Below are 14443 nucleotides of genomic sequence, written 5' to 3'. Positions count from 1 at the left end.
CACGTGCGCCGGGCTGAGGACACCGCCGCGGACATCGTGGCCGCCACCGCGCAGTCTCTCCGCCGGCGCCGACGCGGAGGCGGTGTTCGCGCCGACCCCTGGGCCGATGTGCTCGTGGTGCGACTGGCGCCGGCACTGTCCCCAAGGCCAAGCGGCGGCTCCCGCCAAAGCCTCCTGGGTCGCCGTCGAATAACCGCCGCGCTCGAAGGGAATGGGGAAGAATTGGGTCAGGCGGCTGGGGTCGTACGGGCCAGGGCGGCTTTGTAGTGTGGGCCGTCCCGGAATCTGGGCGGCACCGCCAGCACGGCCATCCGCAGGGCGGTGGTGATGGCCGCGGCGCCGAGGTCGGTGGTGGGCAGCCCGGGGAGGGCGTAGATGCGGCGGGCCCAGCGGGGGAGCAGCGCGAAGCCGAGGCTGGCCAGGCCCGCCCAGGCCGGCGCGGCGGGAGTGCCGAGGCGGACCCAGGTGGGCATCGGCGGGGACAGCAGGAAACGGGCCGCGGCGAGGGCTTCCTGGGTGAGTGCGAGGTCGGGGCGCAACCACTGGAAATAGCGGTCCAGGTCCCGCACTGAGCGCGGGATCCGTGGGTCGTCGGCTGGTACGCCGATCAGTTCCGCGGAAGTGACCTGCTCCAGCACATAGCGGTCCGCGTCGGCGGCGGACAGCCGTAGGCCCGCCCGCCGGGTGACGGACAGGTACGAGTCGATTTCCGCGCAGTGCACCCAAAGCAGCAGGTCCGGCGAGTCGATCCGGTACGAGACACCGGTTTGTGGGTCGAGCGCGCGCAGTTTTCCGGTGAATGCCACGGATCCGGGCCGCCGTCTTGCGGGCGTTGGCCTCGGTGCCGTACGTGGTGACGCCGACGAACTCGGCCGTACGCATCAGCCGCCCCCACGGGTCGGCCCGAAAGTCCGAGTTCTGCGCGACCCCGCGCATCGCGGCCGGGTGCAGCGCCTGCAGGAACAGTGCCCGTAAGCCACCGAGGATCATCGCCGGGTCGCGGTGCACCTGCCAGGTGACGCTGTCGGCGGCGAACAGCCCGCCGCCCACGGCGGTGCTGCTAGAGCCGTTCACGGCGGTGCTGCTAGAGCCGTTCACGGCTGGGACCAGAAGTCTTCGAGGATCTTCACGGTCGCTTCGGTCGCTTCGATGGCCGGCGAGTGCACCGCGGCGGCGATCACCTCGGTCCGGGCGCCAAGCCGCTCGGCCATCACGGCCTGGGTTTGCGGCCGCCAGGCGTTGTCGTGCTCCCCGTAAGCGACCAGCACTCGTACGCCGGTCGCCCGCAGCTCGTCGACCCGGTCCGGCTCGGTGACCAGCGAGGTGCCCATCCCGCGCAGCCCGGCCGGGGTGGAGCCGACGAACCTCTTGCGGAGGAAGTCCTTCAGCGCCTGCGGGCGGGTCGGCCAGGCGGGATCGGCCATCGCCAACCGCTCCAGTTGCGCATAGACGGCCTCGATGCCACCGGACTCGTAGAGCGGCTCCAGGATGTCGATCTGGGCCGTACGGCTGCCGCCGAGCTTGGCCGGGCCGGAGTCCAGCAGTGTCAGCGAGGCGAACAGCGCCGGCTCGGCGATCACCGCGGCCCGCGCGGTCAGGCCGCCAAAGGAGTGCCCGAGCAAATGGACCGCACCGAGTGTGCGAGCCACCGCTCTTACCGCCCCGCCCAGCCAGTCAGGGGTGGGGGTAGGCGAGGTAGTCGGGCGGCCCGGGCGACTCGTACTGGCCCGGCTGGTCCATCGCGACCACCCGGAAACCGCGGGCCGCGAGCGGGTCCAGGATATCGACGAAGTCCTCTTTGGACCCGGTGTAGCCGGGCACCAGCAGCGCGGTCCCGCGCAGCTCAGCGGTGGCGTGGCTGTCCAGGACGGCGACCTCACCGATCCGGCCAACCCGGGCGTGGTGCGCGGAGATCTGACTCACGCTCCCTATAGTGCCCGTGACAGCCGATCCACGACAGGATGATCGGTATGCGGCAAGCCAAGGGGTCAGGGTGAGTGGACCGCGCGTCTTGACGTTCGCCAACCAGAAGGGTGGCGTCGGCAAGACCACCACGGTGGCCTGCCTCGGGGCCGCGCTCGCCGAGGCCGGTCGTCGAGTGCTGCTCGTTGACCTCGACCCGCAGGCGTGCCTGACGTTCTCGGTCGGGCTGGACCCGGACGCCATCGAGGTGTCGCTGTACGAGGTGATGCTCGGTCTGGTCGACCCGCGGGCGGTGGTGGTCGGGCACCGAGGAAGGGCCGGACCTGCTGCCGGCGTCGATCGACCTGGCCGGGTGCGAGGCGCGGCTGCTGCCTGTGCAGGACCGTGAATACCGGCTGCGGCAGGCGCTGACCCGGATCGCTGAGGATGGCCGCTCGTACGACGATATCCTGATCGACTGCCCGCCGACCCTCGGGATGTTGACCATCAACGGCCTGACCGCGGCGGATGCGCTGATCATCCCGATGCAGTGCGAGACGCTCGCCTACCGCGGGGTGGGGGTCAGCTGCTGGACACCGTGACGATCGACGTCGTCGGCATCACCAACCCCAACCTGCGGATCCTCGGCGTGCTGCCGACGCTCTACGACGGGCGCACGGCCCACTCCCGCGAAGTGCTGGCGGACATCTCGCAGCGCTACGGCGTGGACGTGCTGGAGCCGGCGATCCCGCGGACGATCCGGTTCGCCGAGGCGCCGGCCGCCGGCCGTACGTTGCTGGCCACCGACAGTGCCAGCAAGGGCGCGAAGGCGTACCGAAAGCTCGCAAAGTCGCTGCTCGGGCCAGAGTTTGCAAATTTCTAGACCAGTCTCTATATTTTGACTATGACACCTCGTGGGCAGACGCGCAAGCAAATGCTCGAGACCGCGCAGGGCTTGTTCGGCAGGCAGGGGTACCACGCGACCGGGGTCAACCAGATCCTGGCCGAGGCCGCCGCCCCGAAAGGATCGCTGTACTTACTTTCCCGGCGGTAAGGAGCAACTTGCCGCCGAAGCGGTGAGTCTCGGCGCGACAGACCTGGGCCAGGTGATCGACGCGGTCCTGGAACACGCGCCCGATCCGGCTTCGGCGATTCGTACGATGGGCGATCTCCTCACGGCTCGGCTGGAAAGCTCCGGTTTCCTTGACGGCTGTCCAATAGCAAGCGTCGCTCTGGACGTCGCCGACAGCCCCACAGTGCGCAGCGCCTGCGACTCCGGCTACGCGGGATGGCTGGCGTCGATCACCGACCACCTGACACAGGCTGGTCTCGCGGAAGCGACGGCGGCCGAACTTGCCGTGTTGGTGTTGTCGGGCCTGGAGGGTGCGCTGCTGCTGGCTCGTACCCGACAGGACACAGCGCCGCTGGTCCAGGTCGCCAACCGCCTCGCGGCCGTGGTCACCCAGGAGATTCAGGAACTTTGCGCATGACACCCGCGAGTGCCCCGCCGGCCGGCGGCCGCGTAATTAGGGCAGATGGCGACAGGCGAGTTCGGCACGGTCACGTCCACGGACGGTACGAAGATCGGCTTCCAGCGGCTGGGCACCGGTCCGGCGCTGGTGGCGGTGCACGGCACCACGGCTGACCATCACCGCTGGGCGCCGGTGGTGGACCCGCTCGCGGAGCACTACACGCTGCATCTGGTCGACCGGCGCGGCCGTGGACTGAGCGGCGACGGCGATGGTGCGTACGCGCTCGCCCGCGAAGCGGAGGACATCGCCGCCGTGATCGCCTCGATCGGCGAGCCCGCTCTGGTGCTGGGGCACTCGTACGGCGCCCTCACGTCCATGGAGACCGGCCTGATCAGCGACAACATCGCGGCGATGCTGCTTTACGAGCCGCCGCTGGCGACGCCCGGGCACTTCGCGGTGCCGCCGGATGCGTTGGTGCGGGTGCAGGGCTTGTTGGAGGCCGGTGAGCAGGAGGCTGCGCTGGAGGTCTTCTACCGCGAGGCGGTCGGTGTGCCGCAGCAGCAGCGTCGACGCGATGAAGGCCGAACCGATGTGGCAGCGCCGCATCGAGATCGCGCCCACCCTGGTACGCGAGGGCCGAACGGTCAACGCTTACACGGCGGATCCGGCGCGGCTCGGCCAGCTCAAGATGCCCGTACGGTTCCTCGTCGGCACGGTCAGTCCCGCCGCGCTCCAGGCGTCAACCGCGGCAGCAGCCGCGGCCGTGCCGGGCAGCAGCGAACTCGTGGAGCTGGTCGGGCAGGGCCACACGGCCATCGACACGGTCCCGGACGAGTTCGTCGCGCAGGTTCTGGCGTTCCTAAAAAACTAGCCGCAGCAACGCCAGCACGAGCAACACCAGCGCCACTCCGCCGACGGCGATCGCGACGACCACCGTCAGTGTGGTTGCCTGCGACTCCACCGCGTCCATCGTGGCGTGATCCTGCTCCGGCAACACGGGTGCTGGCGTTTCCCGGGCAAGCAAGGGGCCCGAACTCACCCACGGCGGCGGCAGCCGCATCCGTGGTGTGGCACATACGCCGCCACCACCGGCCCACTGTCAGCGGGCCGGCTCGGCCCCGGCGCGGGGTCGTCCGGCCGCCGCCAGAACGAGTCTTCGCTCACTCAGCCGGCTTCTGCGCGCCCTCGGCCGGCTCCTGCACCGGCTGGCCGGCGCGGGTCCGCCGGCGGGCGCGGGTCCGGGTGGTGCCGCCCTCGCTGTCCGACTTCGCCTTGGACGTGGTGGCCTTGCCGACGGACGCCTTCGCGCTCGTACGACCGCGGGGGCGGGCTTGCGGCCCCGGCCGGTCTCGCCGAGATCCTCGATCTCCTCGGCGTCCAGGCCGGCGCGGGTGCGCTGCGCACGCGGCAGCACGCCCTTCGCGGTCTTCGGGATGTTCAGCTCTTCGTAGAGGACGTCGGAGGTCGAATACGTCTCCGGCGGGTCGTGGAAGGGCAGGTCCAGGTTCTTGTTGATCATCTGCCAGCGAGCGATGTCGTCCCAGTCCACGAAGGTGACCGCGACGCCGCTCGCACCGGCCCGGCCGGTCCGGCCGATGCGGTGCAAATACATCTTCTCGTCTTCGGGGCACTCGTAGTTGATCACGTGCGTGACCCCGGTGACGTCGATGCCGCGGGCCGCCACGTCAGTGGCTACGAGAACGTCGACCTTGCCGGCCCGGAACGCCCGCAGCGCCTGCTCCCGGGCGCCCTGGCCGAGGTCGCCGTGCACGGCCGCGGCCGCGAAACCGCGGTGTTCCAGGTCGTCGGACAGCGACTGCGCATGCCGTTTCGTCCGGCAGAAGACCATCGCGAGACCACGGCCGTCGGCCTGCAGGATCCGCGCCAACATCTCCAGCTTGTCCAGCGAGTGCGCCCGGTAGATGTGCTGGTCGGTGGCCGGCACCGTACGACCCTCGTCCGGCTCCTCGGCACGGATGTGCGTCGGCTGCTTCATGAACTGCCGAGCCAGCGTCACGATCGGTCCCGGCATGGTGGCCGAGAACAGCATCGTCTGGCGCTGGTCCGGGATCATCCGGAGGATCTTCTCGATATCCGGCAGGAAGCCCAGGTCGAGCATCTCGTCGGCCTCGTCCAGCACCAGCATCCGGACCTTGCCCAACACCAACTGGCGCTGCTCGGCGAGGTCGATCAGCCGGCCCGGCGTACCGACCACGATATCCACGCCGGACCGCAGCGCGCTCACCTGCGGCTCGTACGCACGACCGCCGTAGACCGACAGCACCCGCACCTTGCGGGTCTTGCCGGCGGTGGCGATGTCCCTGCTGACCTGCACACACAGCTCACGCGTCGGAACCACCACGAGGGCCTGCGGGACGCCGTCGGCGCCGTCCGCGGGGGCCTTGATGTTCTGCAGGATCGGGATGCCGAAGCCGAGCGTCTTGCCGGTGCCGGTGCGCGCCTGGCCGATCACGTCGGAGCCGCCGAGCGCGATCGGCAGGGTCAGCTCCTGGATCGCGAACGCGCGGTCGATGCCGACCTTCGAGAGCGCCTCGACCGTCTCCCTTGCGCACGCCCAGCGACGCGAACAGCGGAGCGGTCTCCTTGACCGGCGCGCGGGCGGCGAGCTCTTCGACGTCTTCGACCTCGGGGGCCCCGGTGGTGGAGTGATCGAGCGCCCGGGCCGGCGGGAGGTCGTCCTGGCTGTCTGGAGATACGTTTTCGGTGCTCAGAAGGGTGCCTTTCAGTGCGAACCTGACCCCCATCCTACGCCGTGCCCATTCGCGACTCGCGGACCTCTGCGGTGCCGGTCGTGAGCGGGTGTAGCCTGCGCTCGGGCCGGCCGCCGGACGATGTCTCGTACGGGAGTGCGTAGTGCCCGTATGCCTGAGGGCGTCGGACGCGGGAGGACCAGCTGAGCGGGGTAGAGAACGCCGACACCAAGACCGCGGTCATCGACCTGTTGGGGGTGCTGGCGTACGGCACCCTGATCGGTTTCGACCGGATGGCCGCCGACGCCCGGCTGGCCCCGGACCTGCGCAGACGCGCCGTGTTAGCGGTGATGGCCGCGGACGAGATGCGCAACTACGAGCTGCTGGCCGTACGGCTGGACGAGCTCGGCGCCGACCCGGAGACGGCGATGGCGCCGTTCGCCGAGCCACTGGAGGCCTTCCACGGGGCCACCGCGCCGCGGACCTGGCTGGAGGGCCTGATCAAGGCGTACGTCGGCGACGGGATCGCGGACGACTTCTACCGTGAGGTGGCCGAGTTCCTTCCCGAGGAGGCCGACCGGACGCTGGTCCAGCAGGTCCTGCACGACACCCGGCACGCCGACTTCGCCGTCGCCGAGGTGCGGGCCCGCCGTCGAGGAAGACCCGTCGGTGGCCGGCCGGCTCGCGCTGTGGGCCCGGCGGCTGGTCGGCGAGGCGTTCAGCCAGGCGCAGCGGGTCGCGGCCGAACGGGAGGCGTTGACCGATCTGGTGGTCGCCGGCTCCGGTGACATCACCGGCATCGGCGAACTCTTCAAGCGCCTCACCAGCGCCCACTCAGCTCGCATGAAAAGCCCTGGGCCTCAGCAACTAACGGCCGGCTACCGAAACGTCGAGTTCGCGGGGTTGTGGCCGGCGAGGTGGGGCGGCCAGCTCGGCGCGGGAGACGACGCCGAGCTTGCGGAAGATGTTCGAGACGTGGGTGGTGACCGTACGGACGCTGACCACCAGGCGGTCGGCGATCTGCTGGTTGGTCAGCCCGATCCCGACCAACCGGGCGATCTCGTCCTCGCGGGCGGTCAGTGGCTCGGTCGATCCGGCGGCGCCCAGCGGAAGCGAGGTGGTCAGGTCGGTGACCCGGTCGATCCGGCCGGCCCGCCGACCGATCCGGCGCAGCTTGCGTACGGCGACGGCCTGCGGCTCGTACGCTCCGCAGGTGTGGAGCAGGTCAGCCGCTTCCTCCAGCCGGAGCCGGGCGCCCGGCTGGTCGCCGATAGCGAGCAGGCAGTCCGTCTCGATGAGCAGCGCCCGGCTGGCCTCATGCGGCATGGTGGCGGCCAGGAACTTGGCCGCCGCCGCGTTGGCCAGGGCCGCCGCGCGGTGCGGTGAGCCGCCGCAGAACAGCACGTTCGCCCTGGCCAGCTGGGCCAGCCCGACCTGGCCGGCCAGCGCCGGATCGGCGGTCGCCTCGGCCAGGGTGGCCCACCGCGCGGCCGCCTCCAGCTGGTTGAGCCGCAACTCCGCTCGGGTGAGCAGGCGGTAGGCGAAGGGCCGGTGCAACAGCGAGAAGATGGTCAGCTCGTCGTGCCCGGAGACCAGGATCCGCCGGCACTCCTGTGCCCCGGCGTCGCTGCCGTCGGCCAGCATCGCCTCGGCGGCCAGGATCAGCGCGGCCCGGGACCACCAGCTGCGGCTCGCGATGACGACGGTGGCGTGCTCGGCGAGCGCCCGGCGGTCCGGTGCCTCGCCGAGGACGGCTCTTACCCCCGCGTGCAGGCAGTGCGAGATGCCACGCAGGTAGTGGCTGCCGGTCAGCTCGGACGCGTCCACCATGTCCTCGGTGCAGGCCAGCGCCCTCCGGCAGCCGACCGAGCTTGCGGTAGGCGACGGTCAGCGTGACGCCCATCTGGATCACCAGGTAGCTGCGGCCACTGCGGCGGGCCACCGTGAGCCCGCGCTCGGCATGCGCCACCGCGCTCTCCAGCCGGCCAAGGTCGATCTCGGCGGCCGCCAGCCGGGACGCGGCATGCGGGTGCCGGGCCAGCTCCTCGTCCGGTAACGAGTCCACCAGCGCGGCCGCCTGGTCCGTCAGCCGTACCGCCTCCTCCCGGTCGCCGATCGCGTGCGCGGACACCGCGTGTACGCCGACCGCGGCGGCTTCCAGTGAGGTCAGGCCGTGCGTACGGGCGAAGTCGGCGATCCCGGTCAGCAGCGGCCGGTCGTCGGCGGCGACCGCGCAGTTGACCGCGCTGCGGGCCACCTCGAGCTTGAGCTCCTCGATCGCCACCGCGGCCGGCCCCGGCTCGGCCTGGGCCGGCTCGCTGGCCGTCATCCGGCCCAGCTCGTCGGTCAGCAGCAGCCGCGCCACCTCGTTGCGGCCGAGCAGCCGCTCCACCTGTGCGGCCAGCAGCACGGCCCGTACCCGCTGCTCGTGGTGCCCGGCCGGTATCCACCCCAGGACCCCGCGGATCAGGTCGCGGGCCTCGTCGAACCGGCCGTCCGAGGTGAGCGCGCTGGCGAGGGCGATCCGCAGCTCCCGGCGCTCAGCGGCGCTCGCCGGGGTGTCTGGCGTGAGCCGGAGCGCGGCGGCCAGGAAGTGGGCCGCGGTGGCCGGGGCGTACGTGCCGGTGTGGCCGGCCGCCCAGCGCAGCACCTCGACGGTCTCGGTGTCGCCCGGATCCGCCGACCGGACCAGATGCTGGGCCCGCAACAGCGCGGCCGTGTCACCGGGCCGCCTGGCCAGCGCCGCGGCCGCCCGCCGGTGCGCGCCCAGCCGCCAGCTGGCTGGTGCGCAGATGTAGGCGACGTGGCGTACCAGCGGGTGGCGGTAATGCGTACGCCGGCCGTCCTCGGTCACCCGGAGCAGGTCGCGGGCGGTCAGCTGGTCCAGGATCTCCAGCGTCTCGGCGAGGTCCAGCTCGGTCACCACCGAGATCAGCTGCGGGTCCACCGGGTCACCGGCCACCGCTGCCGCGTTCGCGACCAGTGCCTGCAGCGGCGACAACGCGGCCAGCTCGGCGCCGATCACCTGCCGGCTGGCGCCGGACACCGCCGGCATCCCGGTCAGCGGGTCGACCGGCGCGGACCGCAGCGCATGCAGGTAGAACGGGTTGCCGCCGCTCTCCCGGTGCAGCAGCCGGCCGCGGCCGGGGCTCGCGTCCGGCCCGAGCAGCCGGTTCACGTCGGTGACCGACAGCGGCCCCAGCTCCACTCGGATCAGCCCGGCGTCGTCGCCGGCCATCGGTGCCACCAGCCGGGCCGGCACCTGGCTTGGCCGGTAGCCCATCACGATCAGCAGCGGCGCCCGCGGCGGATGCCGGCGCAGGTGTTCCAGCAACTCGATCGACGCGGGGTCGGCCCAGTGCACGTCGTCCAGCATCAACAGCAGCCCGGCCGGCGCGGCCAACAGCTCCAGCAGCGCCCGGATCGCCCGGTGCATCCGGTATCGCTCGGTCACCAGCCCGTTCCCGGCCGGCAGTGGCACCCAGGCGGCCACCGCCGGGAAAACCGTCGCCAGCAACCCCAGTCGCTCCGCGCCCAGCGGCGTGAGCACCTCTTCGGACAGCTCGCTGAGGTGGTCGTCCAAGGCGTCCACGATCACCGCGAACGGAATCGGCTGCTCGAACTCGGTGGCCCGGCCGGCCAGCACCAGGTGGCCGCGCTGGCGAGCCGACAGCCGAGCGCTGTGCATCAGCCGGGTCTTGCCGATCCCGGGCTCGCCGACCAGTTCGACCGTACGGGCGGTCCGCCCGCCGCCGAGCGCGTCCAGCTCCCGGTCCAGCAGGTCGACTTCCTTCTCGCGGCCGACCAGCTCGTCGGCGGCGGCTCCGGCCGGCACGCTCCGCATCATGCCGGCTAAGGATTGCCTTAGTCCACCTCTAATGCGGACAACACCGCCCGGGCTTGTCGGTTTGCCATGTTTCAACGATGGAGAACCCTTTCTCCAGGTCGTCGTACGGCTACTCCTCGACAAGATCACACCTCATCCGCGGACGTACCGCATTTCCACGCTCTCGCGGTGACCGGTGCGCGAAACGTACGATCTCGGGCGCGGCGCAGTGGTGGGCTGAAAATGCCGCCCCCGAACTCGAGCCAACTCGGCGGGGCTGACAAAACCGGAGACCTCGACCCGAACGGCGACCGTCACGTCAGTGGAGTCCAGTCGCGTACGGGCAGCAAAACGCCACCACGCGCTGGGCACGTGGTGGCGTGGCGAAACCCGTCAGCTGGCCGCGAAACCGACCCGGCGGGTAGCGGTCTCCGGACCGATCTCCACGTAGGCCAGCTTGCCGGCCGGGACGAGGACCTTGCGGCCCTTGTCGTCAGTGAGCGTCAGCACTCACTCCCGACTCGTCCGACACCGCCGCCATGACGGCCTGCTCCACCTCGGCCGCCGACTCCGTGCTCTCCAGCACCAGCTCGCGCGCGGCGAACTGGACGCCGATCTTGACCTCCACCTGTGCGGCCTCCTCAAGGACTTGCATGATCTCGTACGAAGCGTCCAACCCCAGAGGCCGGACGAACATGCCCTAGTCAACCACGCAGCCTACAAATGCCGGGGAAAGCCCGAGATGCCGCGCCAGCTGACCGCGGCGACCAGCTCGATCGCCTCGCCCATCGGGACCTTTCGGTCGGTGGTCAGCCAGTATCGGGCTGACACCTGGGCGGAGCCGATCAGACCGGTGGCGAGCAGCTCGGCGTGCTCGCGGGGGAGCCCGGTGTCGGCCGCGATGGTGTCCGCGATGGCCTGCGCGCACTCCCGGTTGCCGCGGTCGACGAGCCCTCGTACGGCCGGATCGTTGCCCAGGTCGGTCTCGAAGACCAGTCGGAAGGCACCGTCTTCGTTGTTGTCGACGAACTCGTAGTACGCCTCGACGGCCCGGTGCACCCGCACCTTGTTGTCGGTGGTGGTCGCCAGCGAACGTTTGACCTGGTCGACCAGGTCGGTGGTGTGCGTCTCCAGCAACGCCAGGTAAAGCTCCATCTTGCCGGGAAAGTGCTGGTAGAGCACTGGTTTGCTGACGCCGGCGCGCTCGGCGATGTCGTCCATCGCGGCGGCGTGGTAGCCCTGCGCGACGAACACCTCGCGAGCCGCCTGCAGCAGCTGCGCGCACGGCGCACCCGGCGGGGCAGCCGGGCCGCGGTGGCGCGCTCCCCGTCGGGGGGTGCGCCGCCGCACCGTTGGTCAACGGCTCGGTGCTCATGACTCGCCTCCGCTCCGGACCAGCCGGTCGATGTTCGCGCTCGTGGCCGCCGTGGTGCCCCGTTTCCCCGTACATGACCCTCCATGCTCGCACGCGGCACCTCTGCGGCCCCGAACCCAACATTTTCGGTAAAACTAACTGAACACACCAGATTACTAATGGGTAGCTATCATGGCGAGATGCTTCTCTTCGGACCCCCTGCCGCTGCCGCGCCGGTCCCGCGGCCGGCACCGCTGGCCTTGGACGAGGAGCTTCCCGACCTCGCCCAGTATGGTGCCCAGTCTGCCAACGGCGGGGTGTTGCGGCCGTGGCCGGCCCGCACAGTGGAGGTTGACGGTACGCCCATCGTGGTGCGCGACACCCCGGGTCGGGCCGGCTCGGAGCCGGCTCTTTATGTGCACGGCCTGGGTGGCTCGTCGACCAACTGGACCGACCTCGCCGGCCTGCTCGCGCCCCTGGTTGGACGGGCAGGCGCTCGACCTGCCCGGCTTTGGCGGCAGCGGTCGGCCGCCGGGCGGCGACTACAGCCAGACCCGGTTCGCCGAGACGGTGATCCGCTGGATCGAGCAGTCTGGCCGCGGCCCGGTGCATCTGTTCGGGAACTCGCTCGGCGGGGCAGTGTCGGTACGGGTCGCGGCTACTCGACTCGACGACCGACCTGGTCCGCACCCTGACGCTGATCTCGCCAGCCATGCCGCCGGTCCATTTGCGGCCGCTGCAGCTGCGGATGCTGCCAGTCGTCGCGGTGCCGTCCAACGGCCGGTTGGTGGCCCGGATCGCCCGTACCGGCGAACCCGCCGCCATCGTCCGGGAGACCATGCTGCGCTGCTACGCGGATCCCTCGGTCGTGCCGGAGCAGCGCGTCGAGGAGGCGATCGAGGCCCTGCGGGTCCGCCGCGAGCTGCCGTGGATGGGCGAGTCGTACATCCGCAGTTTCCGCCAGCTGGTCGCGAGTTATGTCGCCAGCTACGCGGCGATCCCGAGCCAGTCGCTCTGGTGGCTGGCTCGCCGGGTGGTCGCGCCGACGTTGGTCGTGTGGGGCCGCAAGGACCAGTTGGTGGACGCCCGGGTGGCGCTGCCGACCACGCGGGCGATTCCGGACAGCCGGCTGATGGTGCTCGGCAACGCCGGCCACATCGCCCAGATGGAGTGTCCGCGGCAGGTCGCGCGGGCCACCATCGCGCTGCTGCGGGGACGCGGCCGCGGCTGACGTGCCCGCGCCAGTCGCCGGCTGACGACTCGCCCAACGAGCGCCTAACCGGATAGATCGGTCACTCGTGGCACTCTGATCAAGTGACCCAGGTGACGGATCGAGAGGCACGGCGCAGTCCCTCCAGGACCGCCCCGGCCCGCTCTCGGTCCACCCAGTCTCGGCCACGGCCCGCCCAGTCACGGGCCGCGAAGCAACAGGCCCTGCAGCGTCGCCGCTGGACCGTACTAGCCGTCCTCGCCGTCACCCTGGTGCTGGTCAGCGTCGACCTCACGAACGGTCTCAAGGACCGCTCCGCCGCCGGTGACACGACCACCGCGCAGACGCCCGCTCCCGCCACTTCGGCCGTACGGCCGGCTGCCCCGGTCGTCACCGGCCCCTCACCGTCGGCCGGTCCTTCGACCGCGGCACCGCAGCCGTCGGACAGCCCGGCGCCGCCCGGAGTGGTCGACCAGGGCGCCGGCACGTTCACCGCGGCGCCTGGTGGCACCGGTGTCGTCGGACACGGCACGCTGCTGACCTACCGAGTGGAGGTCGAAAACGGCACCGGCCAACAGGCCGCCGCCTTTGCCGCCGAGGTCGACAAGATCCTCGACGACCCGCGATCGTGGACGGCCGCCGGCAAGATCGCCTTCCAGCGGGTGAGCACGGGCACCCCAGGCGTCACCATCCGGCTCGCCTCACCCAAGACCGTCGACCGGCTCTGTTTCCCGCTGACCACCGACGGCTACACATCCTGCCGGGTCGGCGACGGCGTGGTGATCAACCTGGCCCGCTGGCTCACCGCCGTCCCGGACTTCGTCGGCCACCTCGACCTCTATCGCGAATACGCGGTCAACCACGAGGTCGGCCACCGACTCGGCCACGGCCACATGGCCTGCCCGGCCGCCGGCCAGCTCGCGCCGGTCATGCAGCAGCAAACGCTCGGCCTCAAAGGCTGTCGCATCAACCCCTGGCCGTACGTGGACGGCAAACTCGTCACCGGCCCAGCCGTTCCGTAGACGACCTATTTCCAGTTTCCAGCGCCGACGGGGAGAAACGAACCAGGCACCGCTTTTTGTCAGTGCATCCCTGCAAACTCGAGTTCGGGGGTGCCTGGTTTGGGGCTGGAGTGGCTGGTGTGACTGATTCTCACGCCCGGTCACCGGATTTTGGGTATATGCCCGGGAAGCTATGTCAGGTCTTGTTCGCCATGCCTCATCGCGTGCGCGTGACGCACGCGATGAGGCATCGCGAACATAGGCAAGCATACCCAGCTCTCAGAATGCCCTCTGGGGCAGAGTGTAAGCAGCCCACGCTGGCGGCCGCGAAACGGTGGTCGAAGGCGGTAACCTTTCGCCGTTGTCGGGCGTCCCTCCTGCAATCTCACGCCGGATGACGGGGGCCCTGTGACGGACAACAACCAGCTCCAAGCCGAGCCTGCGGGTGCGCCAGCGCGCGCGCCGCGAGGGAGATCATCGAGCGTCTCTACCGTGAGTCGTCGCGCTATTTGTTGGTGACCGCGTTCGCTCTGACGGGCGACCGGGCCGAGGCCGAGGACGCGGTCCAGGAGGCGTTCGTACGAGCCTTCGCGACGCCCGCGCTCGTGCTGCGCGCGGACAACCCGGTGGCGTGGATGCGTACGGTCACGATGAACATCGCCCGATCGCGGATCCGCCGCAAACAGCGGTTGAGAATGCTGCTGCCCAGGCTCGCCGAGCCCGAGTCGACGAACCTGCCCGGACTCGCACCCGAGCGAATCGTGCTGATGAACGCGGTACGCCGGCTGCCGGCCCGCCAGCGGGAGACGATCGCCCTGTTCTACCTCGCGGACATGTCCATCCAGGAGACCGCCGAGGCTCTTGAGGTCTCCGTGACCTCGGTCAAGACGAGACTGCACCGGCTTCCGCACGCTCTCGCCGAGCTGTTACGCGCCTACGCCTACCAGCTCCGCGATGAAGTCGGATG

General features: G+C 70.6%; 13 protein-coding genes and 8 pseudogenes. 11 read left to right on the top strand and 10 right to left on the bottom strand.

From position 1 onward, the window contains the following. Nucleotides 1-227: 227 nt before the first annotated feature. The 4 genes and pseudogenes from GNX96_RS38915 to GNX96_RS65985 all read right to left on the bottom strand — a co-directional run bounded on the left by GNX96_RS38915 (nt 228) and on the right by GNX96_RS65985 (nt 1923). Nucleotides 228-806 carry an oxygenase MpaB family protein gene (locus GNX96_RS38915; protein WP_279582642.1) on the bottom strand — a complete coding sequence of 193 codons (579 nt, stop codon included), beginning with the start codon at nt 804-806 and terminating at the stop codon, nt 228-230. A gap of 43 nt (nt 807-849) precedes the next feature. Further along, nucleotides 850-990 (bottom strand): annotated as a pseudogene (locus tag GNX96_RS65990) (oxygenase MpaB family protein); the annotation flags it as partial. Nucleotides 991-1094: 104 nt separating this feature from the next. Then, nucleotides 1095-1670, bottom strand: a complete 576-nt coding sequence (locus tag GNX96_RS38910) for an alpha/beta fold hydrolase (RefSeq protein WP_390624258.1) — start codon at nt 1668-1670, stop codon at nt 1095-1097. A 4-nt stretch (nt 1671-1674) separates the two neighbouring features. Beyond that, on the bottom strand, nt 1675-1923 hold the full coding sequence (locus GNX96_RS65985) for an alpha/beta fold hydrolase (RefSeq protein WP_390624256.1): 249 nt from the start codon (nt 1921-1923) through the stop codon (nt 1675-1677). A gap of 70 nt (nt 1924-1993) precedes the next feature. On the opposite strand from GNX96_RS65985, the pseudogene GNX96_RS38905 reads away from it, so the two are divergent. The 5 genes and pseudogenes from GNX96_RS38905 (at nt 1994) to GNX96_RS38890 (ending at nt 4245) form a co-directional block, all read left to right on the top strand. Then, nucleotides 1994-2785: pseudogene (locus GNX96_RS38905) on the top strand (ParA family protein). A gap of 21 nt (nt 2786-2806) precedes the next feature. Beyond that, nucleotides 2807-2956, top strand: coding sequence for a TetR/AcrR family transcriptional regulator (locus GNX96_RS65980; protein ID WP_390624255.1), 150 nt, complete (start codon nt 2807-2809; stop codon nt 2954-2956). A 22-nt stretch (nt 2957-2978) separates the two neighbouring features. Further along, nucleotides 2979-3392 (top strand): LmrA/YxaF family transcription factor, encoded by a 414-nt coding sequence (locus GNX96_RS38900; RefSeq protein WP_279582640.1) that lies wholly within the window; start codon nt 2979-2981, stop codon nt 3390-3392. 45 nt (nt 3393-3437) lie between these two features. Beyond that, nucleotides 3438-3860, top strand: a pseudogene (locus GNX96_RS65975) (alpha/beta fold hydrolase); the annotation flags it as partial. Between the two features lie 103 nt (nt 3861-3963). Beyond that, on the top strand, nt 3964-4245 hold the full coding sequence (locus GNX96_RS38890; protein ID WP_163572703.1) for an alpha/beta fold hydrolase: 282 nt from the start codon (nt 3964-3966) through the stop codon (nt 4243-4245). Here GNX96_RS38890 and GNX96_RS38885 read toward each other — a convergent pair. Then, entirely contained in the window at nt 4234-4413 is a 180-nt protein-coding gene (locus tag GNX96_RS38885; RefSeq protein WP_163572702.1) for a hypothetical protein, read from the bottom strand. The genes GNX96_RS38890 and GNX96_RS38885 overlap by 12 nt on opposite strands. Before the next feature lie 60 nt (nt 4414-4473). Further along, nucleotides 4474-6139: pseudogene (locus tag GNX96_RS38880) on the bottom strand (DEAD/DEAH box helicase). Nucleotides 6140-6288: 149 nt separating this feature from the next. Between GNX96_RS38880 and GNX96_RS38875 the strand changes: the two are divergent. Both GNX96_RS38875 and GNX96_RS65970 read left to right on the top strand, forming a co-directional pair. Continuing rightward, nucleotides 6289-6723 (top strand): annotated as a pseudogene (locus GNX96_RS38875) (ferritin-like fold-containing protein); the annotation flags it as partial. A 31-nt stretch (nt 6724-6754) separates the two neighbouring features. After that, a pseudogene (locus GNX96_RS65970) lies at nt 6755-6802 on the top strand (hypothetical protein); the annotation flags it as partial. Nucleotides 6803-6952: 150 nt separating this feature from the next. Here the strand turns inward: GNX96_RS65970 and GNX96_RS58620 are convergent. From GNX96_RS58620 to GNX96_RS38855, 4 genes and pseudogenes are all read right to left on the bottom strand, one after another. Next, nucleotides 6953-7411, bottom strand: coding sequence for a helix-turn-helix transcriptional regulator (locus GNX96_RS58620; RefSeq protein ID WP_279582638.1), 459 nt, complete (start codon nt 7409-7411; stop codon nt 6953-6955). Then, nucleotides 7401-9920 (bottom strand): AAA family ATPase, encoded by a 2520-nt coding sequence (locus GNX96_RS38865; RefSeq protein WP_279582637.1) that lies wholly within the window; start codon nt 9918-9920, stop codon nt 7401-7403. Before GNX96_RS38865 ends, GNX96_RS58620 begins: the two co-directional genes overlap by 11 nt. Nucleotides 9921-10304: 384 nt before the next feature. Beyond that, nucleotides 10305-10566 (bottom strand): annotated as a pseudogene (locus GNX96_RS38860) (DUF3107 domain-containing protein). Nucleotides 10567-10628: 62 nt separating this feature from the next. Beyond that, nucleotides 10629-11165, bottom strand: a complete 537-nt coding sequence (locus GNX96_RS38855; RefSeq protein WP_279582636.1) for a TetR/AcrR family transcriptional regulator — start codon at nt 11163-11165, stop codon at nt 10629-10631. A gap of 292 nt (nt 11166-11457) precedes the next feature. Between GNX96_RS38855 and GNX96_RS58615 the strand changes: the two are divergent. The 4 genes and pseudogenes from GNX96_RS58615 to GNX96_RS38840 all read left to right on the top strand — a co-directional run. Continuing rightward, nucleotides 11458-11877 (top strand): annotated as a pseudogene (locus GNX96_RS58615) (alpha/beta fold hydrolase); the annotation flags it as partial. A 100-nt stretch (nt 11878-11977) separates the two neighbouring features. Beyond that, nucleotides 11978-12496: an alpha/beta fold hydrolase gene (locus GNX96_RS58610; RefSeq protein WP_279582634.1), complete on the top strand. Its 519-nt coding sequence runs from the start codon at nt 11978-11980 to the stop codon at nt 12494-12496. A gap of 92 nt (nt 12497-12588) precedes the next feature. Continuing rightward, nucleotides 12589-13497: a DUF3152 domain-containing protein gene (locus tag GNX96_RS38845; protein WP_163572699.1), complete on the top strand. Its 909-nt coding sequence runs from the start codon at nt 12589-12591 to the stop codon at nt 13495-13497. A gap of 494 nt (nt 13498-13991) precedes the next feature. Then, the coding region (locus GNX96_RS38840) for a sigma-70 family RNA polymerase sigma factor (RefSeq protein ID WP_163572698.1) at nt 13992-14443 on the top strand (452 nt) is incomplete at its 3' end.

Origin of the sequence: Fodinicola feengrottensis (genome assembly GCF_010993775.1) — a bacterium.
Lineage (GTDB): Bacteria > Actinomycetota > Actinomycetes > Mycobacteriales > HKI-0501 > Fodinicola > Fodinicola feengrottensis.
This window is presented reverse-complemented; position numbering and strand designations above follow the sequence as displayed.

Coding starts and splice junctions, on each gene's coding strand:
- GNX96_RS65980 (WP_390624255.1), top strand. CDS start 2,807: ATGACACCTCGTGGGCAGACGCGCAAGCAAATGCTCGAGACCGCGCAG.
- GNX96_RS38890 (WP_163572703.1), top strand. CDS start 3,964: ATGTGGCAGCGCCGCATCGAGATCGCGCCCACCCTGGTACGCGAGGGC.
- GNX96_RS58620 (WP_279582638.1), bottom strand. CDS start 7,411: ATGCCGCATGAGGCCAGCCGGGCGCTGCTCATCGAGACGGACTGCCTG.
- GNX96_RS58610 (WP_279582634.1), top strand. CDS start 11,978: ATGCCGCCGGTCCATTTGCGGCCGCTGCAGCTGCGGATGCTGCCAGTC.